The 22,783-nt window shown below is 71.0% G+C and carries 20 protein-coding genes and 3 pseudogenes; 10 read left to right on the forward strand and 13 right to left on the reverse strand.

Going from position 1 to position 22,783, the window contains the following annotated elements; all coding sequences use genetic code 11:
• Nucleotides 1–4 precede the first annotated feature (4 nt).
• From ABZZ20_RS11740 to ABZZ20_RS11755, 4 genes are all read right to left on the reverse strand, one after another.
• Entirely contained in the window at nucleotides 5–328 is a 324-nt protein-coding gene (locus ABZZ20_RS11740; RefSeq protein ID WP_356869234.1) for a hypothetical protein, read from the reverse strand.
• 8 nt (nucleotides 329–336) lie between these two features.
• A protein-coding gene (locus ABZZ20_RS11745) for an IS5 family transposase (protein ID WP_356869433.1) occupies nucleotides 337–1,148 on the reverse strand; the annotation gives its coding sequence in 2 pieces (ribosomal slippage) (nucleotides 337–824 and nucleotides 824–1,148; 813 coding nt in all).
• 268 nt (nucleotides 1,149–1,416) lie between these two features.
• Entirely contained in the window at nucleotides 1,417–2,340 is a 924-nt protein-coding gene (gene bla / locus ABZZ20_RS11750) for a class A beta-lactamase (protein WP_356869235.1), read from the reverse strand.
• A gap of 275 nt (nucleotides 2,341–2,615) precedes the next feature.
• Entirely contained in the window at nucleotides 2,616–2,936 is a 321-nt protein-coding gene (locus ABZZ20_RS11755; protein WP_356869236.1) for a hypothetical protein, read from the reverse strand.
• Here ABZZ20_RS11755 and ABZZ20_RS11760 point away from each other — a divergent pair.
• Nucleotides 2,935–3,243, forward strand: coding sequence for a hypothetical protein (locus ABZZ20_RS11760; RefSeq protein WP_356869237.1), 309 nt, complete (start codon nucleotides 2,935–2,937; stop codon nucleotides 3,241–3,243). The two genes, ABZZ20_RS11755 and ABZZ20_RS11760, sit on opposite strands and share 2 nt — an antisense overlap.
• Nucleotides 3,244–3,338: 95 nt before the next feature.
• On the opposite strand, the gene ABZZ20_RS11765 is transcribed toward ABZZ20_RS11760, so the two are convergent.
• On the reverse strand, nucleotides 3,339–3,845 hold the full coding sequence (locus ABZZ20_RS11765; RefSeq protein WP_356869238.1) for a hypothetical protein: 507 nt from the start codon (nucleotides 3,843–3,845) through the stop codon (nucleotides 3,339–3,341).
• Nucleotides 3,846–4,067: 222 nt separating this feature from the next.
• On the opposite strand from ABZZ20_RS11765, the gene ABZZ20_RS11770 reads away from it, so the two are divergent.
• The 3 genes and pseudogenes from ABZZ20_RS11770 to ABZZ20_RS11780 form a co-directional block, all read left to right on the forward strand.
• A complete protein-coding gene (locus tag ABZZ20_RS11770; protein WP_356869239.1) occupies nucleotides 4,068–4,250 on the forward strand; it encodes a hypothetical protein in 183 nt (60 codons plus the stop codon).
• Nucleotides 4,251–4,277: 27 nt separating this feature from the next.
• Nucleotides 4,278–4,403: pseudogene (locus ABZZ20_RS11775) on the forward strand (RNA-binding protein); the annotation flags it as partial.
• A 30-nt stretch (nucleotides 4,404–4,433) separates the two neighbouring features.
• Nucleotides 4,434–4,808 (forward strand): annotated as a pseudogene (locus ABZZ20_RS11780) (DUF6624 domain-containing protein); the annotation flags it as partial.
• Between the two features lie 100 nt (nucleotides 4,809–4,908).
• Here ABZZ20_RS11780 and ABZZ20_RS11785 read toward each other — a convergent pair.
• Nucleotides 4,909–6,999: a PIG-L family deacetylase gene (locus ABZZ20_RS11785; protein ID WP_356869240.1), complete on the reverse strand. Its 2,091-nt coding sequence runs from the start codon at nucleotides 6,997–6,999 to the stop codon at nucleotides 4,909–4,911.
• A gap of 259 nt (nucleotides 7,000–7,258) precedes the next feature.
• Nucleotides 7,259–9,640: a PIG-L family deacetylase gene (locus tag ABZZ20_RS11790; RefSeq protein WP_356869241.1), complete on the reverse strand. Its 2,382-nt coding sequence runs from the start codon at nucleotides 9,638–9,640 to the stop codon at nucleotides 7,259–7,261.
• A gap of 555 nt (nucleotides 9,641–10,195) precedes the next feature.
• Here ABZZ20_RS11790 and ABZZ20_RS11795 point away from each other — a divergent pair.
• A complete protein-coding gene (locus ABZZ20_RS11795) occupies nucleotides 10,196–13,183 on the forward strand; it encodes a bifunctional [glutamine synthetase] adenylyltransferase/[glutamine synthetase]-adenylyl-L-tyrosine phosphorylase (protein ID WP_356869242.1) in 2,988 nt (995 codons plus the stop codon).
• A 50-nt stretch (nucleotides 13,184–13,233) separates the two neighbouring features.
• Here ABZZ20_RS11795 and ABZZ20_RS11800 read toward each other — a convergent pair whose 3' ends face one another.
• Entirely contained in the window at nucleotides 13,234–13,974 is a 741-nt protein-coding gene (locus ABZZ20_RS11800) for a CAP domain-containing protein (protein ID WP_356869243.1), read from the reverse strand.
• Nucleotides 13,975–14,503: 529 nt separating this feature from the next.
• Entirely contained in the window at nucleotides 14,504–15,634 is a 1,131-nt protein-coding gene (locus ABZZ20_RS11805) for a hypothetical protein (protein WP_356869244.1), read from the reverse strand.
• Nucleotides 15,635–15,741: 107 nt separating this feature from the next.
• Here ABZZ20_RS11805 and ABZZ20_RS11810 point away from each other — a divergent pair.
• Nucleotides 15,742–15,849, forward strand: a pseudogene (locus ABZZ20_RS11810) (chloramphenicol phosphotransferase); the annotation flags it as partial.
• 15 nt (nucleotides 15,850–15,864) lie between these two features.
• Here ABZZ20_RS11810 and ABZZ20_RS11815 read toward each other — a convergent pair.
• Nucleotides 15,865–16,734 (reverse strand): helix-turn-helix domain-containing protein, encoded by an 870-nt coding sequence (locus ABZZ20_RS11815; protein WP_356869245.1) that lies wholly within the window; start codon nucleotides 16,732–16,734, stop codon nucleotides 15,865–15,867.
• A gap of 370 nt (nucleotides 16,735–17,104) precedes the next feature.
• Here ABZZ20_RS11815 and ABZZ20_RS11820 point away from each other — a divergent pair, with 370 nt between their 5' ends.
• The 4 genes from ABZZ20_RS11820 (at nucleotide 17,105) to ABZZ20_RS11835 (ending at nucleotide 18,803) form a co-directional block, all read left to right on the forward strand.
• Nucleotides 17,105–17,953, forward strand: coding sequence for a helix-turn-helix transcriptional regulator (locus ABZZ20_RS11820; RefSeq protein WP_356869246.1), 849 nt, complete (start codon nucleotides 17,105–17,107; stop codon nucleotides 17,951–17,953).
• Nucleotides 17,950–18,210, forward strand: a complete 261-nt coding sequence (locus ABZZ20_RS11825; RefSeq protein WP_356869247.1) for a DUF397 domain-containing protein — start codon at nucleotides 17,950–17,952, stop codon at nucleotides 18,208–18,210. Before ABZZ20_RS11820 ends, ABZZ20_RS11825 begins: the two co-directional genes overlap by 4 nt.
• Nucleotides 18,211–18,333: 123 nt before the next feature.
• Nucleotides 18,334–18,606 carry a hypothetical protein gene (locus ABZZ20_RS11830; protein WP_356869248.1) on the forward strand — a complete coding sequence of 91 codons (273 nt, stop codon included), beginning with the start codon at nucleotides 18,334–18,336 and terminating at the stop codon, nucleotides 18,604–18,606.
• Nucleotides 18,600–18,803 (forward strand): hypothetical protein, encoded by a 204-nt coding sequence (locus ABZZ20_RS11835; RefSeq protein WP_356869249.1) that lies wholly within the window; start codon nucleotides 18,600–18,602, stop codon nucleotides 18,801–18,803. Before ABZZ20_RS11830 ends, ABZZ20_RS11835 begins: the two co-directional genes overlap by 7 nt.
• 12 nt (nucleotides 18,804–18,815) lie before the next feature.
• On the opposite strand, the gene ABZZ20_RS11840 is transcribed toward ABZZ20_RS11835, so the two are convergent.
• From ABZZ20_RS11840 to ABZZ20_RS11850, 3 genes are all read right to left on the reverse strand, one after another.
• A complete protein-coding gene (locus ABZZ20_RS11840; protein ID WP_356869434.1) occupies nucleotides 18,816–19,751 on the reverse strand; it encodes a phosphatase PAP2 family protein in 936 nt (311 codons plus the stop codon).
• 73 nt (nucleotides 19,752–19,824) lie between these two features.
• Nucleotides 19,825–20,883, reverse strand: a complete 1,059-nt coding sequence (locus ABZZ20_RS11845) for a LacI family DNA-binding transcriptional regulator (protein WP_356869250.1) — start codon at nucleotides 20,881–20,883, stop codon at nucleotides 19,825–19,827.
• Nucleotides 20,884–20,909: 26 nt separating this feature from the next.
• Entirely contained in the window at nucleotides 20,910–22,715 is a 1,806-nt protein-coding gene (locus ABZZ20_RS11850; RefSeq protein ID WP_356869251.1) for a glycoside hydrolase family 13 protein, read from the reverse strand.
• Between the last annotated feature and the right edge of the window lie 68 nt (nucleotides 22,716–22,783).

A 22,783-nucleotide genomic window follows, 5' to 3' on the forward strand; every position in this document is an offset into this window, starting at 1 on the left:
CATCTCATTTGGCGGCTGCGTGTGGGGAATCCACGACAAGTTGAGCCATCTCGTGCAGGCGGTGCCAGTACTCAGGGGCGTCCGTTTCGCTGAGTGCAGGTATGACCCGGTCTAGGCGGTCGATGCAGCGAAGCAGAATGCTTCGGTTTCGCGCTTCGAGCTCGCCGCCGTTCTTGATCCAGATGAAAACACAGCCCGCGGTGTCCGAGTCCAGCATCACGAGGTCGAAGCCGGCTCGGTCCGCGCCACCCAATCCGGGAGGGAAGGGCAGTTTCATGAACTCTTGGTACAGGCGGGATACGGCCTCAAACGTAGTTTCTTCGCTCACACGGGCCATCATGGCGCAGCTTCCGCAACGCTTGGAGCCGTCATGAGTCTGCGGTAGCAGATGAGGGTGCAGGCGATGCTGGTGCAGGCGAGGAAGTGGTTGGCCTTGCGTTCGTAGCGTCGATGGAGTCGTCGGCAGCCGGCGAGCCAGGCCATGGTGCGTTCGATGGTCCACCGGTGTCGTCCGAGCCGTTGCGAGCTCTCGATTCCTTTGCGGGCGATGCGGTGTTGGATGCCTCGGCCGGAGAGCCATTGCCGCAGGTGGCGGTAGTCGTAGCCCTTGTCGGCGTGGAGCTTGCCGGGCTTGCGTCGGCGTCGGCCACGGCGTGACCGGATTGGAGGGATGCCCTGCACCAGCGGGATCAGTGCCTGGCTGTCGTGGAGGTTGGCGCCGGAGATCCCGGCAGAGATGGGCAGACCGGTCCGCTCGGTGATCAGATGGATCTTCGACCCGTACTTACCCCGGTCGACAGGATTCGGACCTGTCAGGTCCCCCTTTTCATCGCCCGCATGTTCACCGAGTCGATCGCACACCGCGACCAGTCCAGCTCACCCCGGGATCCGAGCTCGTCCAGGACCAGGCGGTGCAGCTTGGCCCACACCCTTGCCTTCGACCACTCGGCGAACCGGCGGTGAGCCGTGGCCCCGGACGGCCCGAACGATGCGGCGGGCAACTGCTGCCACGTGCACCCGGAGGTCACCACGAACACGATCGCGGCCAGCACCTCACGGTCACCATGCCGACGCCGGCCACCACCCTGCGGCCGCGAAGGAGCATCCGGCACCACCCGCTGGAACAACTCCCACAACTCATTCGGCATCAGCCGCTCAACGATTCCCGCCACGGTCCACAGCCTACGAGCCAATTGAGATGACGTCTAAGGACTGCGACCAGCACGGTTGCCTGTCCTGCCGTGATCACGATCGACATGGGCTTTTGGCCCTGCTCGACGGCCAGGTGAAGCTTGGTGGTGAACCCGCCGCGTGAACGGTCCGGTCCCCCGCATCACCGCGGCCGCCAAGCGGGCCGCCGGCCGGTGGTCGACCCCGACGGGCGGGGGCAACCGGCCCGGCCCGCGGCCGGAGGGCTCAGCGCAGGACGGCCTCGCCCAGCAGGCGAGCCGTGTCGGCGACGAGCTTGCTGTCGTTCGGCCCCTGCGGTGCCTGCGGCCTGGTCGTCAGGACCGCCATCACCACCGGCACACCGGCCGGACTCCAGACCACACCCACGTCGTTGGCGACGCCGTAGGCGCTGCCGCCGCCGGTCTTGTCGGCCAGGGTCCAGCCGGGCAGGCCCTCCTTGAACCGCTGGGTGTTGGTGGTGTTGGCGAGCAGCCAGTCGGTGAGCCGGTCCCTGTCCCTGCGGGGCAGTGCGTCGCCGAGCAGCAGCCGGGCGTAGGTTCCGCCAATGGCGTGCGGGCTGGTGGTGTCCTCGGTGCGCCAGGGTTCGGCGGAGTTCAGGGCCGGTTCCCAGCGGTCGAGCCGGGTGACGCGGTCGCCGAGGGACCGGGCGAAGCGGGTGATCGCGGTCGGCCCGCCCAGCTCGCGCAGGAGCAGGTTGCCCGCGAGGTTGTCGCTCTGGCTCACCGCTGCCGCGCACAGGGCCTCGACCGTCATCCCGTCGGCCACGTGCTCCTTGGTGACCGGGGCCCACTCGGCTGCCTCGACCTCGGCCTCGGTGTAGTGGATCCGGCGGGCCAGGAACTCCCCGTCACGGTCGAGGTCGCGCAGGACGGCCGCCGCGGCCAGCGGCTTGAACACCGAGCAGACCGGAAAGAGCTCCTCCGCCCGGTGGACCACCGTCCGGCCGGTGGCCAGGTTGCGGGCGTAGACGCCGACGCGGGCGCCGTGCTCGCGTTCCATGTCCCGCAGCCGGCGCAGGGTGCCCGGGTCCGCGCCCGGTCGGGTGTCCGCGGACGCCGGACCGGCAGCGCCGAGACCGAGGGCGGCCAGGCCCCCGGTAGCGAGAGTCAGGACCGTACGCCGGGACGGACGGCTTGCCACGCGCTTCACATCGTCTCCTCACCGTTGATCACCGCTACGGGAGGAAACACGCGAACCGCCTCAGGATGGTTGCACCCACCCACAACGCCGAGGACGGCCGCCTACCCCCCGGCCCGCTTGTTCACCTGCGTGGTCGCCGTCCCATACCGGGGCGTCGGCGGTTGGAAACCGGCCTGCGGCGTCCAGGGCGTCGGTGGCAGAATGCCGCGATGGAGTCGATCTTGCGGGCCGCCAGTGACCTGGTGGGTACCGAACTGTCCGGGCCGGTCGACCTGGGTGGCAGCTCACGCAGCACCGTGTTGCGTTGTGAGACGGTCGGCGGCGGCAGTGCGATCGTCAAGGCGTTCGGCAACGAGCCGGAGTCCCTTCGCTGTTTCACGGCCGAGGCCGCCGGGCTGTCGCTCGGGATCGCCGGTCCCGAGGTTCTGGGCGTGGACCCTGAGGTTCCGTTGCTGGTGATGGCGGATCTCGGGAACGCGCCCACCCTGGCGGACGTACTGCTCGGAAACGATCCGAACGTCGCCGAGAACGGGCTGCTGGCCTGGGCCCGTGGGCTCGGGGCGCTGGCCGCCGCATCGGTACACCGGCGCGCCGATCTCAGGCATGCGGCAGGCCACAGCGGTCTGGACGGTGGACGCGACGGTTCGTCTGCTGCCTCACATCGTGGAGGACGGTCCGCTCCACCGGACTCGGCGCCCGGCCCCGACGAGGCGCCAGGTTCTGAGGCATCGCTGGGAGACCGCGAGCGGGCTGGAGGAATTCCCGGCACTCGCGGAGACGATGCGGCTGCTGTTGCGCGAGGCGGCCGGAGGCTGGGAGGCGGCCCTGCTGCCGGAATATCCGGCTTTCGCGGACCGGGGCCGGCGACTCCTCTCAGGTACCGGCCAAGTCGATGCGGACGACTGCACCTGATGGCATGTCAGGACCAATCCACGGAGACCGGGTTGTGGTTCTGCCACCGGGGCGGCCCGCCGGGGGCAGTCCCCGCCCTCGCGCCCTCTACCGCCCTACCGGCGTATCGCGTGCATCTCCTGGAACAGCTCGAATTCGCCCTCTGGGGTGGCGCTGAAACCCTGCCAGTGGAAAGAGGTCGGCGTGACGTCGGTGAAGGTCCAACGTGAGGGCCTGCCCTCGGAATCCATGCCTTCCTGGATCATTCCACCGGCACCGTCGGGCCGGCCGACCTGGGCGAAATAGGAGGGGAGCTTCGGCGAGATCCACGTGATCCGCCAGAGTCCGGTCGTGACGTCGTACATGCGGACGGTGGTGCCGGGGAACCGGTCGTGGAACTCCGGGCAGAAGAGCACGTCCTGCACCGCGCGCCCGCCGAGCACCCAGCCGAAGCGCCACTCGCCCGCTGCGGTGCGCCACTGACCCCCAGCGGAGCGGTAGCGGTTGCTGATGTTCCACGTTCCGACCAGCCGGCCGTAGAGCATCATCGCCTCCGCATGGTCCGGATCCGGACCATCCGCAGAGAGCAGTTCCAGCATCGGGTCACGGGACGGCATCGTCATCAGGGGCTCAGACCTCCTCTTCGGGGACCGGCTCGGAACTTACGCAGGGCGTATCGGCACGGTCAACTCCCTTTAATGGTTGTTCCGTCTGAACTCTGAGGTCGTCAGTTCCAGGTCCGTCGGACTGCTCGTGGCTCGGGCGGCGAGAGGTCACTCGCGTGGGGGAGGCGGGTCCTCCCTGCTGATGACGCACGTCGTCGCGGTTCGGACCACGATCGAGTCATGTCGATCACGCCTTACTTGTGGGGGCCGTGGTTCATCGTCGGTGGTCTGGCCTTCGCGGGGGCCACCGCGCTGTATGTCCGCCAACGCGATGAGCGGCGCAAGATGCGCCTGTACGGGGCGGTGGGCGCGCTCGGTGCCCTGGTTCTGTCCGTGGCCTCGACGGCTACCGGGATCGGTTGAGAGCTGGCACGTAACTGCTGGTTGCGGGAGCGGTTCTGGCGCAGTGAGGAGATGCGCGCGGCGTTGGAGAACCCCGAGTTCACCGTGGACGACACGACGCTGGCGGTTCTGGAACGCTTCCGCCTCATCGCCGACCTCCGCCCAGCCGATTGACCATCCGTCTACCGCGCACCACGTCGTTAGGGTGACCGACTCGGCGAGATCATGGACCGGTACGGCTGGCCGACTGCAGAACTGGTCGGCGAGGAAGCCGCCCGCGCGGCATGGCTGATCGCCCAGCACGCTGACCGGCAGCTCGACGTCCAGCGGCGCGCCCTCCAACTGATGGAGCAGGCGGTGTCGGCAGGCTCGGCCAGTCCCCGCGAGCTGGCTTTTCTGCGCGACCGCATGCTGGTCAATGAAGGCCGCAAACAGGTCTATGGCACCCAGATCGCCGGCGTGAAGGACGGGTCGCCGATTCCGTGGCCCTGTGAAGAGCCCGAGTGCATGGACGAACTTCGTGCGGAAGTCGGCATCGAGCCCTTCGACGAGTACGTTGCCAAGTTCGCGATGACCTGACGACCACTCCCCAGTCTCGCCCCGTGGATCCCTGCCCAAGGCTCACCTGCCGTGGGGCAGTGATCCGCCGGACAGGCCCCAGCGACGGCAGGATCTCGGCTCAGGACGGGGGGACCGCCAGGTGCCAGGTGGTGCGGGTGGCTTGGGCGGGGTCCGGGGTGGCGGGTGGGGTGGTGGCGATGTGGAGCTGGGCATCCAGCCCCAGGACCGCCGTGGTCGTCGCGCCCGCCTGTTCGAGGACACCGGCCGGGGCGCCCGCGTAGAGCATCTTCGATTCCTTCCACGCCGGCGGGCCGCCGAGGCCCGTCGTGCTGACCGTGCCCGTGTCCGCGCGGCCTGACAGGAACCGGCCCGCGACGCCGACCGCGCCGTAGCCGGCCCGGCCGCCGGTCTCCGAGACGCTGGAGACCTGCGGTTTGCCGGAGTCCGCCGTGACCAGGGCCGTACGGACCGTTCCCGAGTCGGGGCGGCGGAAGTAGAGCCGGATGCCCGCGCCGTCCGGGGACGCCGAGAGGGGGACCGTGGTCGCCGGCAGGCCGGTCGGGAACGGCCCGGCGAGCGGGGCGCCCGGGGCGGGCTGGGTCCAGGCCAAGACGCTCTTGCTGGTGGTGACGTACACGTGGCGCCGTCCGGCGGCGTCGACCGCCGTCACCGGGTCGCTCTGCAGGTCCTCGCCGCCCAGGCCCTGCCAGGGGCCGAAGCTGCCGTCCGGCTGCTGTTCGCGGGCGCGCAGGGTGCGGCGCGCATCGCGGACGTAGACGGTCAGCCGGCCGTCCGGGGCCACGGTCGCCGACGGCGCGCTGATCGAGGAGGTGCCGTCCTCGTCGTTCGCTTCGGGGGTGCCGAGCGACTGCCACGCCCCGAACGGGCCGTCCGGCGCGGACTGCACGGCGTACACGATCTCGCGCCGGTAGCCCTCGGGGACGGCGCCGAAGTTCGTGCGGGTGGCGAGGACCGCGAGGCGGCCGTCGGGCAGGCGGGCCGTGCTCGCGCCGGGGTCGATGCCGGTGCCGGGAAGCAGGGCCGGGCCGGTCCAGCGGCCCGGGGCGCCCTGCCGGGTCCAGACGGCCATCTGGCCGTCCAGGGCCGCGAAGGCCCAGAGTCGGCCGGGGGTGCCCGCCGCCAGCCAGGACGTGCTGTCGGCGCGGGCGTAGCGCAGCGACTGGGCCCAGTGGCGTCCGGTGGGGCTGCCCGCCACCTTGCGGTCTCCGCAACCGGAGGGGCTGCCGCAGTAGTTGGCGTGGTCGAACCAGGCGTACGTCTTGAGGTAGCCGATCTTCGTCTCGGCGGTCTGCGGGTCCAGCGCGTGGGGGAGGGTGCCGTTGTGGTACCCGAGGTAGTTCTGCACCGAGAACCGCGGGCGGTCGGTGACCTGGGCGGCGTACGAGGCGGTGGCGGCCTGCACGAAGCGGGCGCCGTACAGGTGGTCCTGGTGGTCGGTGTACTTGCCGGTCTCGTGGTAGCGGCCCGGCGTCGGGTCCTGCATGCGTATCGTCGTCGGCTTGTACTGCGCCAGCAGCCCGGATATCGCCTGTATCACCTGGTCCTTGGTGTACGTGGGCGGCTGCTTGACCGGGGTGCCGGAGGCCAGCTGGGCGCCGAGCGCGGGTATCTTCCCGTTCCACAGGCCGCGCAGGCTCTCCGGGTTCTCGGCGGTGGGGTTGCGGGCCTCGCGCAGTTGCAGCCACACCAGGTTGACCTGCGGCCGGGCGATCAGGACGTCGAGCTCGGCGTGGCCGCCGCCCGCGGTGGGTATGACCGTGCGCTTCCACACGCTGGTGCGGTCGCCGGTGGCCATCTGGGCGTAGGCGGAGCGGATGCCGTTCTGCCGGGCCTCCGCGTAGTGGGAGCGGTCGGCGGGCTGCTCCGGGTCCCAGGCGCCGCCCCCGCGGGCCTCGTTGCGGCCGTCGGCTTCTCCGGAGGTCAGGTACACGGCCGTCAGCGGGGTGCCGGCCGTCAGTGACCGGCTGAGGTCCGGGTTCATGAAGAACAGGTCGTCGTCGGGATGGGCGACGACCTGGAGGACCGATCCGGCCGTGGTGCTCACCGGGAGCACGGCGGTCGGGTTCTTCTCCTGAATGGCCTCCGCCGAGGTCTGCTCGCCGGTGGCGACGGCGAGTACGCCGGTGGCGCCCACGGTGAGCACGGGGAGGAGCGCCGCGAGGAGGAAGCGGCGGCGGGCAATCGGCATCGGTCACGCCTTGGGGTCGTTCCGGGCGGGAAGAACCGCGAGCAGTCAGTTGGGTCGGTGCAGTCAGTGAGAGGCGAAAACGGGGAACTTGGTTCACCGATTCGCTCGACGACTCCGACTTTTCGGGAACGACCGGATGCGATCGTGCCGCGTGCAGATCCGATCCGGGCACGTGCCCCACACGCGCCCCGCCCGTGCCCCACACGCGCCCGCTTGCGCCCGCCCGCGCCCGCTTGCGCTCGGATTTACCCGGACCTGCTCAGCGTCCTGTGTTGCGCGGGCCGACCGGCAGCCAGGGCGTCAGGTACGCGTTCGCGTCGTCCGACGACGACGAGGAGGTCACGTACAGCCGCGCGTCGAGCCCCACCACTGCCAGGCTGACCGTGTTCTTGCCGGTCACCGTGGAGGACGGCGCCCCGACGAACATCAACGCCGACCGTGCCCAGGGCCGCCCCGAGCCGAGGTCCGAGCCCAGTTGGCCGCCCGCCGAGCGGCCGGCCAGCACATGCCCGCTCGCCGTCACCGAACCGAAGCCCTGGAGCCCGCCGAGGTCGGTCAGGTGGTTCACCTTCAGCCCGCCCTCACCCGTCACCAGAGCGGTCCGCACGTTGCCCGAGCCCGGCTTGCGGAACCACAGCCGCACCCCGCCCTCGCGCCCCTCCGCCGTCAGCGGGAGCGTGGTGTCCGGCAGCCCGGTGGGCGTGGCCGGCCCCAGGGGGCCGCCCGGCTTCGCCTGGGCCCAGCCCAGGACCGTCTTGGTGGTGGAGGCGAACACCATGCGACGCCCGGCGCCGTCCGTGGCGGTGACCGGGGTGCTGTGCAGGTCGGCGCCGCCGTAGCGCTCCCACGGCCCCCATCCGCCGTTCGCGAGCTGCACCCGCCCGCGCAGGGTGTACGCGCCGTCGCGCACGTACGTAGCCAACTGCCCGGTGCCGTCGACCGAGACGGCGGGGGCGCTGATGTCGGAGGTCCAGTTCTCGTCCGCGGTCTCGGGCGTGCCCAGCGACTGCCAGTCCCCGAACTCCTGCGCGCCCGCGCTCTTCTGGACGGCGTACACGACCTCGCGCCGGTAGTCGGCGGGCCGGGCGCCGAAGGAGGTGCGGGTGCCGAAGGCGGCGATCCGGCCGTCCGGCAGCGTGACCGTGGAGATGCCCTGGTCCATGCCGGTGCCGGGCAGCAGGCGCGGTCCGCTCCAACGGCCTATCAGACCGGTCCGGTGCCACACGGCGACCTGGCCGTCGAGCACCTTGAACGCCCACAGCCCGTGCTCCTTGTCGGACGTCAGCCAAGAGGTGCCGGTGCCGCGGGCGTAGTTGACGGTCGAGGTCCAGTTGTTGCCCTCCGGATGGTCCGCAACCTTGAGGTCGCCGCAACCGGCCTCGCTGCCACAATGGTTCTGCTTGTCGAGCCAGGCGTAGACGTCCAGGATGTCCAACTTCTCCTTGGCCTCGTTCGGGTCCAGGGCGCTGGGCAGGGAACCGTTGGAGTAGCCGACGTAGTTCTGCACCACGAAGTGCGGGCGCTCCTTGACGTCCTTCGCGTACGCGGCGAGGGCGGCCTGTACGAAGCGGGCGCCGTAGAAGTGGTCCTGGTGGTCGGTGTACCGCTTCGTGCCGGGGGACCGGCCGGGGGTCGGGTCCTGAGAGCGGATCGTGGTCGGTTTGTAGTGCTCCAGGATGCCGACGACGGACTGGACGACCTGGTCCTTCGAGTACGAGAACTTCTGCTTCACCGGCGTGCCGGAGGCGAGCACGGACTCCAGCCGCGCCACTTTGTTGTCCCACAGGCCGTGCAGGCTGTCGGGGGCGTTGTCGTAGACGCTGCCGGCCTCGCGCATCTGCAACCAGACGAGGTTGACCTCGGGCCGGGCGACGAGGACGTCGACTTCGGCGTGCCCGCCGCCCTTGGTCGCGACAGCGGTGCGCTTCCACGCGCTGCTGCGGTCACCTGTGGCCATCTTGGCGTAGGCGGCGCGGATGCCGTTCTGACGGGCCTCGGCGTAGGCCGGCTTGTTGGGCGGGGTGGTGGCCCGTTTGCCCTCGACGGCGTTGACGCCGTCGGCCTCGCCGGCCGTGAGGTAGACCGTGGTGACGGGGTGGCCGGCGGCTATGGAATACCGCAGGTCCGGGTTCATGAAGTACAGGTCGTCGTCGGGGTGGGCGACGATCTGCACCACGCGGCCGGGGTCGGGCGCGTTGGTGGGTACGGCGGAAGTGCCGGGTGCGGCGGGTGCGCCGGGTGCGGCCGTCTTGTGGTCGGCGGGGCGGGCGTTCGCCAGCCCGTCGAGTCCGTCGAGTCCGCCGAGCGCGTCGAGCACGTCGTTGCCGCGGAGTACGAGCATGCCGCAGGCGGCGGTGGCGGCGCAGAAGGCCACGGTCTTGACGAACCGGGCCCAGCGCCGCACGCCCGCCGCGTCGCGCCCCTGCGGGGAGGACCGGCGGCGGGTGCCCGTGTCTGCCGGGTCGGTGGTACGCCCACGCCGCACGGCCCCGTGGGCGCCGGATGCGGGGTCGTTGGCGTCGCCGGAACGCCGGGAGGCGCGGCCGACGGGGCGGGTGGCCGGCCCGTTCCCCCCGACGGTCGATGCCGTGGCGGCTCGGTCCCGGCCCTCGACGGGGCCACCGCCCTGCTGCTCGGGCACAGGTCCGGCGGACGGCGTGCCGGGTCCGGCGGACGGCGTGCGAGGTCCGGGCAACGTGGCTGCGCCGTCCCGGGGGTGGGCCGTACGGGACAGCCCGTTGGGCTCTTCGGGCCCGAACCGGTGCCCCTGCCCTGCGGCTCCGTCCTGCGGCGGCTGCGGGGGGATTCGACCCGGTCCGGCTTGCGGCGGCTGCGAGGGGTCCCAGTCGGGACTGCCCGCTCCCGGGCCGTGCGGCCATGGCTGCGGGGGGTCCCACGGCTGGCCGTTCGGTCGGGGGTGCGACGGAGGGCCGTCCGCTCCGTGGCGCCAAGGGCCCGGGGCGGGGCGTCCGTCGGGCATGTGGGTCCTTGGGGCGGCGGGACGGGACGGGGGCAGCGGGCCCCTGACAGCCCGGGGCCTCGGAAGAACACGTGGCTTCGGACTAAGTATTCAGATAATCCGATAATCCGCCTCATGGTACGCGCCGAGGCGCGCCGGCGAGTCGAACGCCTGCTCCGGCTAGGCTCCCCCCAGGCCGCTCGGGCAGTGGCGGCGACGCACACGGGAGGTGGCGGGATGACGGTTCCGGGACGCAGGAGCAGCACCTTCATCCGACTGCTGCGCAGCGGATTCACCGATCCCTCGGCCGCCGCCCGGCTGCTCGACTCCGACGCACTGGCCTCCGTACGCACCGATCCGGTGCTCCTCGACGCCCTTGGGGCCACCGCCGATCCCGATCTGGCCCTGCTCGGGCTCGTCCGGCTCGCCGAGGCGCAGAGCGACGACGAGCGGCCCGTACTCCTCGACACCCTCGTCAGCGCCAAGCCGCTGCGCGACCGCCTCCTGCGCGTACTCGGCGCGTCCGAGGCGCTCGCCGACCACCTCGCCCGCCACCCCCGCGACTGGCACGCCCTCGTCACGTACGAGGCCGCCGATCTGCACCCCGGCCTCGCCGAGTTCGAACGGGGGCTGGCCCGGGCCCACGACCCCATCGCGCTACGCGTGGCCTACCGCCGCTGCCTGCTCTCGATCGCAGCCCGCGACGTCTGCGGCACCATCGACCTCGCCCAGACCGCCGCCGAGCTCGCCGACCTCGCCACCGCCACCCTCCGGGCCGCCCTGCGCATCGCCTCCGCCGCCGCTCCCGAGGACGCCGCCCAGTGCCGGCTCGCCGTCATCGCCATGGGCAAGTGCGGCGGCAACGAACTCAATTACGTCTCCGACGTCGACGTCATCTTCGTGGGGGACGCCGCCAACGGGGCCGAAGAGGCCAAGGCACTCCAGGCCGCCACCCGTCTCGCCTCCCACCTCATGCGGATCTGCTCCGAGACCACCATCGAGGGCACCATCTGGCCCGTCGACGCGAACCTGCGCCCCGAGGGCCGCAACGGCCCCCTCGTCCGCACCCTCGCCTCGCACCTCGCCTACTACCAGCGTTGGGCCAAGACCTGGGAGTTCCAGGCCCTGCTCAAGGCGCGCGCCGTGGCCGGCGACCCGGAACTCGGCGCCCAGTACGTCGAGGCCATAACGCCCATGGTCTGGCAGGCCGCCGAACGCGAGAACTTCGTCGCCGACGTCCAGAAGATGCGCCGCCGCGTCGTCGACAACATTCCCGCGTCCCAGGTCGACCGCGAGCTCAAACTCGGCCCCGGCGGCCTGCGCGACGTCGAGTTCGCCGTCCAGCTGCTCCAGCTCGTCCACGGCCGCAGCGATGCCAGCCTGCGTTCCGGCACCACCCTCGACGCCCTGCACGCCCTCGCCGCCGGCGGCTACGTCGGGCGCGCCGACGCCGCCCAACTGGGCGACGCGTACCGCTTCCTGCGCGCCATGGAGCACCGCATCCAGCTGTACCGGCTGCGCCGCACCCACCTCGTCCCCGAGGACGAGGCCGACCTGCGCCGCCTCGGCCGCTCCCTCGGGCTGCGCACCGAACCCGTCGCCGAGCTCAACAAGGCCTGGCGCCGCCACGCCTCCGTGGTCCGGCGCCTGCACGAGAAGCTCTTCTACCGGCCGCTGCTCGACGCCGTCGCCCAGCTCGCCCCCGGCGAGACCCGGCTCTCCCCGCGCGCCGCGGGCCAGCGACTCGAAGCCCTCGGCTACGCGGACCCCGCCGCGGCCCTGCGCCACCTCGAAGCCCTGGCCTCCGGCGTCACCCGCAAGGCCGCCATCCAGCGCACCCTGCTTCCCGTGATGCTCGGCTGGTTCGCCGACTCCGCCGACCCGGACGCCGGACTCCTGAACTTCCGCAAGGTCTCCGACGCCCTCGGCAAGACCCCCTGGTACCTGCGCCTGCTGCGCGACGAGGGCGCCGCCGCCGAGAACCTGGCCCGCGTCCTGTCCGCCGGCCGCCTCGCCCCCGACCTGCTGATGCGCGCCCCCGAGGCGGTCGCCCTGCTCGGTGACCCCGAGGGGCTCCAGCCCCGTACACACGAGGCCCTGGAGCAGGAGGTGCTCGCCGCCGTCGGTCGCGCCGACAGCGCCGAAGCCGGCGTCGTCGCGGCCCGCGGGGTGCGCCGCCGCGAGCTGTTCCGTACCACTGCCGCCGACATCATCGGCTCGTACGGTACGGAGGAGCGCCCGGCCGAGGAGGACCCGGGAGCCCTGGTCGACCGGGTCGGCAACGCCGTGTCCGACCTCACCGCCGTCACCATCGCCGGGGCCCTGCGCGCCGCCGTCCGCAACCACTGGGGCGAGACCCTGCCCACCCGTTTCGCGGTCATCGGGGTCGGCCGCTTCGGCGGCCACGAGCTCGGCTACGGCTCCGACGCCGACGTCCTGTTCGTCCACGAACCCCGCGAGGGCGTGGACGAACAGGAGGCCGCGAAGGCCGCCCAGGCCGTCATCGCCGAAATGCGCCGGCTGCTCCAACTCCCCACCGCCGACCCGCCGCTGCTCATCGACGCCGACCTGCGCCCGGAAGGCCGCTCCGGCCCCCTCGTGCGCACGCTCCCGTCCTACGCCGCCTACTACCGGCGCTGGGCCCTGACCTGGGAGAGCCAGGCCCTGCTGCGCGCCGAACCGGTCGCCGGGGACATCGACCTCGGCCGCCGCTTCATCGACCTCGTCGACCCGCTGCGCTACCCGTCGGAGGGCCTCGGCGAGGAGGCCGTACGGGAGATCCGGCGGCTCAAGGCCCGGATGGAATCGGAGCGGCTGCCGCGCGGCGCCGACCCGACCCTGCACACCAAACTGGGCCGCGGCGGACTCAGCGACGTCGAGTGGACCGTCCAACTGATCCAGATGCGGCACGCCTGGTCCGAGCCCGGCCTGCGCACCACCCGGACCCGCGAGGCCCTGGCCGCCGCCCACGCGGCCGGGCTGATCCCGACGGAGGAGGCGCAGATCCTGGACGAGGCCTGGGTCCTCGCCACCCGCGTCCGCAACGCCGTGATGCTGGTCCGCGGCCGGGCCGGGGACACCTTCCCGACGGAAGCCCGCGAACTGGCCGCCGTCGGCCGCTACCTCGGATACGCCGAGGGCACGGTCGGGGAGATGCTCGACGACTACCGTCGCATCACCCGCCGTGCCCGGGCGGTGGTGGAGGACCTGTTCTACGGAGGCTGAACCGGGGCTGAGCCAGCTGAGCCGGAGGAACGGCCCCCGGCCCGGGTGCGTCAGCGCGCCGTGCCGAAGTCCTGGGTCCAGTAGTTGCCGGGCTGCGCCAGGCCGATGCCGATCTCCTTGAAGGAGCAGTTCAGGATGTTCTCCCGGTGCCCCTGGCTGTTCATCCAGCCCTCCATGACCTTCTCGGGAGTGCTGTAGCCGTAGGCGACGTTCTCGCCGTACGTGGTCCACGCGTACCCGGCGCGGGTGATGCGCGTGCCCGGGTCCGAGCCGTCGGAGCCGGTGTGGGACATGTTGCTGTGGGAGGCCATGTCCGCACTGTGGTCCTGTGCGGCCTTCGTGAGCTTCGCGTTGAGGGAGACGGCCGAGCATCCGGCGGCGGCGCGTTCCTGGTTGACGAGCGCGAGGACCGCGGCGACGGCACCGCTCGCCGGCGGGGCGGTGGTCGTCGACGGCTGGGGCGCCTGCGGCTTCTTAGTGGCGACCGGCGGCTGCGCCGGCTTCGGCTGCGCGGGCGGGGAGGTCCGGACGACCGGCTGCGCGGGCGCGGGCGCCGCGGGGCTGCTCGGCGGGCTGCTCGGGAGCGGGACATCCACGGGCGGCAGGGTGCTCGGAGCGGCTGTGGGCGCGTACTGCCACGGGCGCCGCTCGTGCTTGCTCGCGGTCCGCGTCCGGCCGTTGTCCTGCGTGTCGAAGCAGGCCATGGCGGCGGTGGGAACACCCACGATGGCGAGCGCCCCGACCCCGATGACTATTTTCTTGTAGGACGTCTTCTTCCGATGCTTCTGCATGCGTGACCTCATTCGGTGATCGCGAAGCTTCCGGCGCCCTAATCGCGGGGTGCCGGAGGAGTCGCCATTCTGAAAAGGCCTCCAATGGCCTGGCAAGTTTCTGTTTCCGACCCGGCCGAGGCATTCGAATCGCGGCTTGAAACGTGCCGGCGATCGTGCATGGTCACGATCAGATCACTACTGCAACCGTCTGATGGTTTCTCAGAAATGGCCGTGACCAGGGCGGTCGGCGGTGATTCCATCGGTACCGCCGATTCCGTTCCCGGCGGATAGGGGAATGTCAATTCCAAAAGGGACAAATGTCGAAATGTCGGCGGGTTAACGCTCCGTCAAGAAAGCCTTCGGTCGGCGAGTGCGCCGTGACGCATGTCACTCTTTCCCGCGCCCGATCATGGTGCATTCGGAGGCGGGAGCGACCCCGGCCCAATACGGTCATTCATGGACAGGGCCGCCGACGAAGCCCTTTGGCGCCGTCACCCCGGCCACGCGAACGCGTCGAACCGCGCCACGCGGCCGGTACGTCCTGCGTTCAGGTCCGGGAGACCGTCCCGCACCCTTCGTCGCCCTGGTGGAGGTCCTGGCTGCGGTCGTACGGGTCCTTGGCCGGCCCGCTGGGCGCGTCCCCCGGGACCAGGCCGTCGCTGGGGAAGGACGGGTGCAGGAATCCGTCGTAGACACCGCACGCCGAGTTGCCGATGTCGTTCGGGTAGTCGACCACCGCCACGGTGCCCGCGGTCACCGCGTACCGCTTCGGGTCGTCCAGGGCCACGGTGAGCTGTCGGCGGACGACGGTCCGAGTGACTTCGTCCGACCCCGCCTTCGCCCGCACCAGCGGGTACACGAAGGTGTAGTCGGCCTTGACCAGCACCTCGCCGGGCCGCTGCCCGGCCTCGAAGGTCATCCGTCCGCGCGTCTTGACCACATCGCCGACCAGCCGCACCTCGGCGGGGTCGAAGCGGGTGAACATCGACACCGGGTCCTGCTCCTTGCCGGGCGCCGCCATGGCCTTCACCAGCATTCCGTACACGCTGTCCTGCCGCGGTTCGAGCAGCTTCAGTGCCTCGTCGGGCCGACCGCCGCGCAGCGTGGCGGGATCCAGGTTGGACAGCACCAACAGCTGTTTGGTCAGCTTCAGCCCGTCCGCGACCTGCGCCGCGGTGAGCCCGCCGGAGGCCTGCGCCTCGGGCAGCTCGATGGCGCCTTCTCCCTCGGCCCACTGAACGGCCGGGGACCCGCGGAAGGGCTCCTTGAGGGTCGGACGGTCGGGAAACTGCTCGACCGGCGGCGCGGTCGGCCGTACGGACTCCGCCGCCAGTGGCTGCCGGCTCTTCGCGTCCTGCTCGGCTTCGCCCGTCAGCCGGTCGATGAGCAGCTCCGGCCGCAGGACTACGAGAGCCAGCCCGGCGATCAGCACGATCGCCAGCGCCGCCTTGAGCCGGCCGGGCCCGCTCCGGCCCTCCCTCTCCTGCCAGGCCGGGCCGGTCCGCCACCCGGGCGGCTCGTTCCGTACGGGCTCGGGCTTCCGCCGGAACCACTTCCTGCGGCCCCCGGCGGCCAGGGCCCGCTCGGCATCCTCCTGCCGCAGCCGCTCGGTCACCATCCGTGCCCGTGCGGACGGCTCCTTGGGCCCCTGCCCGGTCTCCTCCTCCGCCCGCTGCATGAACTCGGCCCATTCTTTGTCACTGACGGACGGCCGCTCGCCACTTGCTCCCACCGCTGCTGCCCCACCCCTTGACTGTCATGATCATTTGTGCCAGAGCATCTCACGCCGCTGCGGATGTGGTTCACGAGGGCGGGTTCTACGACCTGGAGGTGAACACGACGCACACCGAGTCCCTGGTGTGCGCGCGGACCATCGCCGTCCACGTCGGCTGACCGTCGGATCTGAGATCAGGCGGCTGCGGGTGCGGCTGTTGAACAGCCCGGGCAGTTGCCGGGGGTGAGGGAGCGGAACGCTACGCGGTCGCAGGTGTCGCAGATCTGGATCGGGTGAACTTCGCGGTCCCGGGGGGCGGGGACCGGAGACGGCGGGAAGTGCGGGAGGCGGGGCGGGAGCAGGGCTCGCAGGCGGTGGGTCAGCAGGGCCGCGGGGGAGTGGATCGTGCCCGCGGGGAGGCTGCCGGACAGGGCGGCGCTGACCGCGGCCCGAGGCACGCCGCGCTCCAGCCAGGCGGCTGCCGACGGGGCCAGGCGGGCCACGTCACGCTCCGAGAGGAGCAGTCGGGGGTCCCGCAGGCGTAGGCAGGCCAGCAGTTCCGCCGCCTGGCGGTGGGTTTCCGGGGCGGAGGCGGCTGACTCGGGCAGTGGCTCCGGGGTAGGGGCCGGGACCGTGGCCGCCGGTACGGGGTCCGGCTCCGGGCGGCGCTGCTTCGGCTTGGGGGGCTCCGGCGGAGGCCGGTCGCCGTCCGCTTCCGCCTGCAGGGCGGGCGGGTTGTTGTACGACACCGTGCGAGTGATGACGCGGCCCGACGGCATCCGCTCCTGGTATCGGCCCAGGTAGCCGTGCTGCTCCAGCTCGCGCAGGGCAGCAGCGATCCGCACCTCGCCCTCGGGGAAGCGTTCGGCGAGGGCCTTGATGGTCACCTTGGCGCCGGCCGGGAGGGACTGGATGTGCGTGGCCAGCCCGATCGCGGTGATGCTCAACTCGCGGTGCTGGGCGAGGTGGTTGCCGATCTTGACATACCGCGCCCGGTGGTCGCGGTTGATGTGTCGGATGCCCGACGAGGCGCGCACGGGCGCGCTAAGCTGCTGGTCAGCCATGGGGAAGGGGTTCACTTCCGCTGTGGTCAGGCCCTCGGTCGGGATGCCAGTCCCGGACGGGGGCCGAATGCGTTTATGGGGTTGTCGGGAGTCAGAGTGCCCGGTCAATTGTCGTATGTGCCAGCTCGGTTGGGGTGATTCACCCGACCGGGTGAGAGGGGGAGGGGGGAGGTTGGGAGAGGTCATTTCCCCCGGTTATTTGTCTTTAGGCGTCGAGCGGGACCGCTCATTGGCCCGCCGGGTCGTGAAAACCTCGATCCGGTGAGATCGCCGGGGCTGGTGCGAGGCGAAGCGGATTTCCTGATTCACGTAACTCGGCCCGGTCGTCCGTGCGTAGCCTGAAGGGCGTTGCGGGCCAACGGAGGTGGCAGTGAGTACAGAGGGCGCCGACGAGTCGAGCTGGGCACTTGATCCGGAGGACGAATCCGGGGCGGTCGTCGCGGTGGTGGGACGCCAGTTGAAAATGTGGCGGGAAGCGGCCGGATTCGACCGTTCCGCGTTCGCCGAACTGATGGGATATGGGTCGGACCTGACCTGCAAGATCGAGCGCGGCGCCCGCATTCCGCGTCCGGAGTTCCTGGACAAGGCGGACGAGATTCTCGGTGCGGCCGGGAAGATCGCCGCGATGAAGGCGGACGTCGAAAAGGCCCGATACCCCAAGAAGGTTCGGGATCTGGCCAAGTTGGAGTCCGAATCGGTTGAACTGGGCGCGTACGGGAACCACAACCTGCACGGACTTCTCCAGACGGAGGAGTACGCGCGTGCACTGTACGAGATCCGGCGGCCGGCCTTCTCACCGGACCAGGTGAAGCGGTATGTGGCTGCCCGGATGGCCCGTCAGGAGATTTTCCACCGCCAGCCGTCGCCCGCGCTCACCTTCGTCTTGGAGCAGGTCACGCTGGAGCGGCCGATCGGAGGGGCGGGTGTGCTGCGTGGGCAGTTGGAGCGCTTGGCTGAGGTCAGTGCACTCCGGAACGTCGAGATCCAAGTGATGCCGACCAAGTGTGAGGACCATGCTGGGATGGGCGGAGACATTCAGATCGTCAAGCTGGAGGATGGATCCGCACTGGCCTACTGCGAATCGCAAGTGGCAAGTCGTTTGATCACTGGCGCCAAGGAGATCCAGGTCCTGGAGCTTCGCTATGGGATCATCCGTTCCCAGGCTCTCAGTCCCCGGGAGTCGCGAGCCTTCATCGAGAAAGTGCTGGGAGAGACATGAGTAGCAACCCCTCGGATAGCGGCCTTTTCGCACTGACATGGGTCAAGAGCAGCTATAGCGCCAGCAACAGCAATGAGTGCGTTGAAGTCGCTTGGACCAAGAGCAGTTACAGCGTCAGCAGCAGCAACGAGTGCGTCGAGGTCGCCCACCTGACCGGTACGGTCCTCGTCCGCGACTCGAAGGTCCCCGACGGCGGTCGCCTCGCCCTCGCCCCCGCCGCCTGGGCCGGCTTCGTGGCTCACGCCGTGGCGCCGTAGCGGGGCCGCGTTCACAACGGGCGCCCCTCATTGGCGTGTGCATACTCGAAATGACCGAGGGGGCGTCGACGCATGCACCGAACGGTCACGCGGCGAACGCGATGGCATGCGGGGGCGGTGGTGGTGGCCCTGCTTCTCGTGGCGCCCCTGCTCGGTGGATGCGGGCACGGTCGGCAGGAGGCGTTGGACGCCGTGCACCTGGAGCCGCCCGACTGTGGCCCCGACATACGGAGCTTCGCGGTCGAAGAGGACTGGTGGCTGCTGGCCTGGGTGGAGGTCAGCCTCACTCTGCCGACCGGCTGTATGAACGACTACCTGCGGGCCCGGGGCGCCGATCCGGGGGCGCCTTGGCTCCGGTGGCCGAGCGTGGTGATGCGATCCAGGGCGAAGTGGTGATCAAGGCGACCGATCCGCCCTTCCAGCCGTCCGCCATGAAGCGTGTCAAGCTCGATCTGGACCCCTCAAGGGTCTATCCCCTCCACCGCTTCAGTACCCCGTACGGGTCCGAGTTCAAGCTGTTGCTGGACGAGCGGGGCGGCGGGACGACCGCCGTCTACATGGCGACCCTGGACGGCGGGCCCCGCGTGCTGTGACGGCGGGCGTCCCTACGCCCCGGTGCGGAACCGGTTCAGCAGGGCCGATGCCGGGTGCGGGCCCGCGTGCTCGGGCTCGCGCGGCAGGTGGTGGGGGAGCGATCCGAACCAGGACCGGGACACGGAGTAACCGAAGGCCAGGCAGAGCATGCCGCCCACCGCGTCCAGCCAGAAGTGGTTGGCGGTCGCCACGATGACGACGAGGGTCGCCGCCGGGTAGAGCAGGCCGAGGATCCTGGCCCAGGGGGCGGAGGCGACCGCGAAGATCGTCAGCCCGCACCAGAGCGACCACCCTATGTGCATGGAGGGCATGGCGGCGTACTGGTTGGACATGTGCTTGAGGTTGCCCGAGGCCATCGAACCCCAGGTGTGGTGGACCAGCACGGTGTCGACGAAGTGGCCGCCGTTCATCAGCCGGGGCGGCGCGAGCGGATACAGGTAGTAGCCGACGAGTGCCACACCGGTGGTGGCGAACAGCACCAGCCGGGTGGCGGCGTACCGCCCCGGATGGAAGCGGTAGATCCACACCAGGACGCCGATGGTCACGACGAAGTGCAGCGTGGCGTAGTAGTAGTTCATGCCCACGATCAGCCACGTCACCGAATTGACGGCGTGGTTGACGCTCTGCTCGACGGCGATGCCGACCCCGCGCTCGACGCGCCAGATCCAGTCGGCGTTCGCGAGGGCGGCCGTCTTCTGTTCGGGCACGGCATTGCGGATCAGCGAGTAGGTCCAGTAACTGACCCCGATGAGCAGGATCTCGAACCAGATCCGGGGCCGGCGCGGCGCGCGCAACCGGGAGAAGAGGGTGTGCTGCACCACCGGGCGCGTCTCGCTCTCGGTCACGTGGGGTGACGAGACGTCCGTCCTGGGGGTGCCCCCGGCGGCAGCTGGGGGAGTTTCCAGTGTCTTCACGCTCGCTTCACCCATGAGGAGAGAGTTTGCCAGATGCGTTCTCACCTTCGATCATCCCTCGGGAGGGTCTCCGGTGCAGCTCCTCAGCCTTGTGGACGACGGTCCCCTAATCCCCGGGCTCCCCCGGCCTCCGGCCGGAAGGTGCCCCCAGCTGCGGACCGGATGCGGTGGATCCGCGGACCACCAGCTCGGGCAGGAAAACGAACTCGCTGTGCGGGGCCGGCGTACCGCCGATCTCCTCCAGGAGCGTGCGCACCGCAGCCTGACCCATGGCCTGCACGGGCTGCCGGATGGTGGTCAACGGCGGATCGGTGAACGCTATGAGAGGGGAGTCGTCGAAGCCGACGACCGAGACGTCCTGCGGTACGCGCAGCCCCTGCTGCCGGGCTGCCCGGATCGCGCCGAGGGCCATCATGTCGCTCGCGCACACGATCGCGGTGCAGCCGCGCGCGATGAGCGCGGTGGCGGCGGCCTGCCCGCCCTCCAGTGTGTACAGGGAGTGCTGGATGAGCTCCTCGACCTCGGCCTCGTCGAGGCCGAGCCGCTGCTTCATCCCGAGCCGGAAGCCCTCGATCTTGCGCAGGACGGGCACGAACCGCTTGGGTCCGACCGCGAGGCCGATCCGGGTGTGGCCGAGTGCGGTCAGGTGGGTCACCGCGAGCTGCATCGCGGCCCGGTCGTCGGGGGAGACGAAGGGGGCCTGCACCTTGTCGGAGAATCCGTTGATGAGGACGTACGGGACACCTTGGCCGCGCAGTTGGTCGTAGCGGCCCATGTCGGCGGTGGTGTCCGCGTGCAGCCCGGAGACGAAGATGATCCCGGAGACGCCCCGGTCGACCAGCATCTCGGTGAGCTCGTCCTCGGTGGACCCGCCGGGCGTCTGCGTGGCCAGCACCGGGGTGTACCCCTGGCGGGTCAGCGCCTGGCCGATGACCTGGGCGAGCGCCGGAAAGATGGGGTTGTCCAGCTCCGGGGTTATCAGGCCGACGAGCCCCGCGCTGCGTTGGCGCAGTTTGACGGGGCGCTCGTAGCCGAGGACGTCGAGTGCGGCCAGCACAGACTCGCGGGTGCCTGCGGCCACACCGGGCTTGCCGTTGAGCACGCGGCTGACTGTGGCTTCGCTGACCCCCGCCTGGGCTGCGATGTCGGCTAGCCGTGCGGTCACGGGATTGGACTGTACCGGCTCCCACGTCACAAAGCCCACCAGGTGCAGGAATCGGGGGGAAGCAGGACGGTGCGGGCGGCCGTCTCGACCGGTGCGCTGGAGAGTACGGGACGTCCCGGCGAGGCGAGTTCAACCGGCTCGGAGCGGCTGTTGAGGGTGCAGGCGAAGCCGGGCCGGGTGAAGAGGAGGACGCCGTCGGGGGCGGGTAGCCAGGTCAGCGGGCCCGCGTCCGGGGAGCCGAGGCCGGGCAGTGCGCGCCGCAGCTCCAGGGCGGCCCGGTACAGCTCCAGGGTGGAGTGGGGGTCGCCGGTCTGGGCGGCGACGCTCAGACCGGCCCAGTTCCGGGGCTGGGGGAGCCAGCTGCCGGCCGGGCTGAAACCGTACGGGGGCTCCTCGCCGGACCACGGGAGCGGGATCCGGCAACCGTCGCGGAGTCCGTCCTGCCCCGCCGCATCCGTGCTCGTGCTCGTGTCTGTGCGGAGGTCCGCGGCCGTGCACGCGCCCTGGTCCGTGCCCGCGTCCGTGCGGAGGCCCGGGTCCGTGCCGGCGCCGGCGTCGGCTTCCGGCGCGGTACCGGCGCGCACGAGGCCCTCGGCCACGGCCCTCGCCCCGACCCCGGTCCCCCCGCCGCGGCGCCCGCGGCGGAACGCCGGGTCCTGGCGTACCTCGTCCGGCAGGTCCGCGACCTCGGGCAGGCCGAGCTCCTCGCCCTGGTAGAGGTACGCGGACCCGGGCAGGGCGAGCATCAGCAGTGCGGCGGCGCGGGCCCGGGCCAGGCCCTGGGCGCCGCCGCCGTAGCGGGTGACGTGCCGTACGACGTCGTGGTTGGAGAGCACCCAGGTGGTGGGGGCGCCGACCGAGGCGGTTGCGGCCAGTGACTCGTCGATGACGGTGCGCATCGCCGCGGCGTCCCACGGGCAGTTCAGGAAGCGGAAGTTGAAGGCCTGGTGCAGTTCGTCGGGCCGGACGTACAGGGCGAGCCGCTCCGAGGTCGGCGCCCAGGCCTCGGCGACGCCGATGCGCAGGCCCTCGTAGGAGTCGAGCAGCCGGCGCCAGGAGCGGTGGATCTCGTGGACCCCGTCCTGGTCGAAGAAGGGGAGCGGCTCGGTGCCGATCAGCGTGGCCTGGGCGCCCCGGCCGATGTCGGGCAGGCCCGGGGCCTTGACCATGCCGTGGGCGACGTCGACGCGGAAGCCGTCGACGCCGAGGTCGAGCCAGAAGCGCAGGACGGAGGCGAATTCCTCCGCGACCTCGGGGTGCTCCCAGTTCAGGTCGGGCTGTTCGGGGGCGAAGAGGTGCAGGTACCAGGCACCGTCCGGGGTCCGGGTCCAGGCGGGGCCGCCGAAGACGGACTCCCAGTCGTTGGGCGGATGCTCTCCGTGAGGGCCGCGGCCGGGCCGGAAGTGGTAGCGGGCCCGGGCGGCGGGGTCGGCCAGCGCCTGCTGGAACCAGACGTGCCGGTCGGAGGTGTGGTTGGGGACCACGTCCACGATGACCCGCAGGCCCAGCGCGTGGGCGGCCCGGACGAGCTCGTCGGCGTCGGAGATGTCCCCGAAGAGCGGGTCGACGGCGCGGTAGTCGGCGACGTCGTAGCCGCCGTCCGCCTGCGGGGAGACGTAGAAGGGGGTGAGCCACACGGCGTCGACCCCGAGCCGGGCCAGGTGCGGCAGGCGCGTGCGCACCCCGCGGAGGTCGCCGACGCCGTCGCCGTCGCTGTCCGCGAAGGACCTCACGTACACCTGGTAGATGACGGCATCGCGCCACCAGCCATCTCTTGCGGTGCTCTTGCTGGAAGCGCTTGCAACCCGGGGTGCGGTCAGCTCATGGGTCATATCGGGGTCAACGCGCGTACATGCCCCCTGGTTGCGGGCCTGGACACCCGAAGGTCGTTCGAACTAAC

It is taken from the genome of Streptomyces sp. NPDC006430 (assembly GCF_040612395.1).
GTDB lineage: Bacteria > Actinomycetota > Actinomycetes > Streptomycetales > Streptomycetaceae > Streptomyces.

Coding starts and splice junctions, on each gene's coding strand:
- ABZZ20_RS11760 (WP_356869237.1), top strand. CDS start 2,935: ATGCGGCAGGCCACAGCGGTCTGGACGGTGGACGCGACGGTTCGTCTG.
- ABZZ20_RS11755 (WP_356869236.1), bottom strand. CDS start 2,936: ATGCCTGAGATCGGCGCGCCGGTGTACCGATGCGGCGGCCAGCGCCCC.
- ABZZ20_RS11765 (WP_356869238.1), bottom strand. CDS start 3,845: ATGACGATGCCGTCCCGTGACCCGATGCTGGAACTGCTCTCTGCGGAT.
- ABZZ20_RS11770 (WP_356869239.1), top strand. CDS start 4,068: ATGTCGATCACGCCTTACTTGTGGGGGCCGTGGTTCATCGTCGGTGGT.
- ABZZ20_RS11785 (WP_356869240.1), bottom strand. CDS start 6,999: ATGCCGATTGCCCGCCGCCGCTTCCTCCTCGCGGCGCTCCTCCCCGTG.
- ABZZ20_RS11795 (WP_356869242.1), top strand. CDS start 10,196: ATGACGGTTCCGGGACGCAGGAGCAGCACCTTCATCCGACTGCTGCGC.
- ABZZ20_RS11800 (WP_356869243.1), bottom strand. CDS start 13,974: ATGCAGAAGCATCGGAAGAAGACGTCCTACAAGAAAATAGTCATCGGG.
- ABZZ20_RS11805 (WP_356869244.1), bottom strand. CDS start 15,634: ATGCAGCGGGCGGAGGAGGAGACCGGGCAGGGGCCCAAGGAGCCGTCC.
- ABZZ20_RS11815 (WP_356869245.1), bottom strand. CDS start 16,734: ATGGCTGACCAGCAGCTTAGCGCGCCCGTGCGCGCCTCGTCGGGCATC.
- ABZZ20_RS11825 (WP_356869247.1), top strand. CDS start 17,950: ATGAGTAGCAACCCCTCGGATAGCGGCCTTTTCGCACTGACATGGGTC.
- ABZZ20_RS11850 (WP_356869251.1), bottom strand. CDS start 22,715: ATGACCCATGAGCTGACCGCACCCCGGGTTGCAAGCGCTTCCAGCAAG.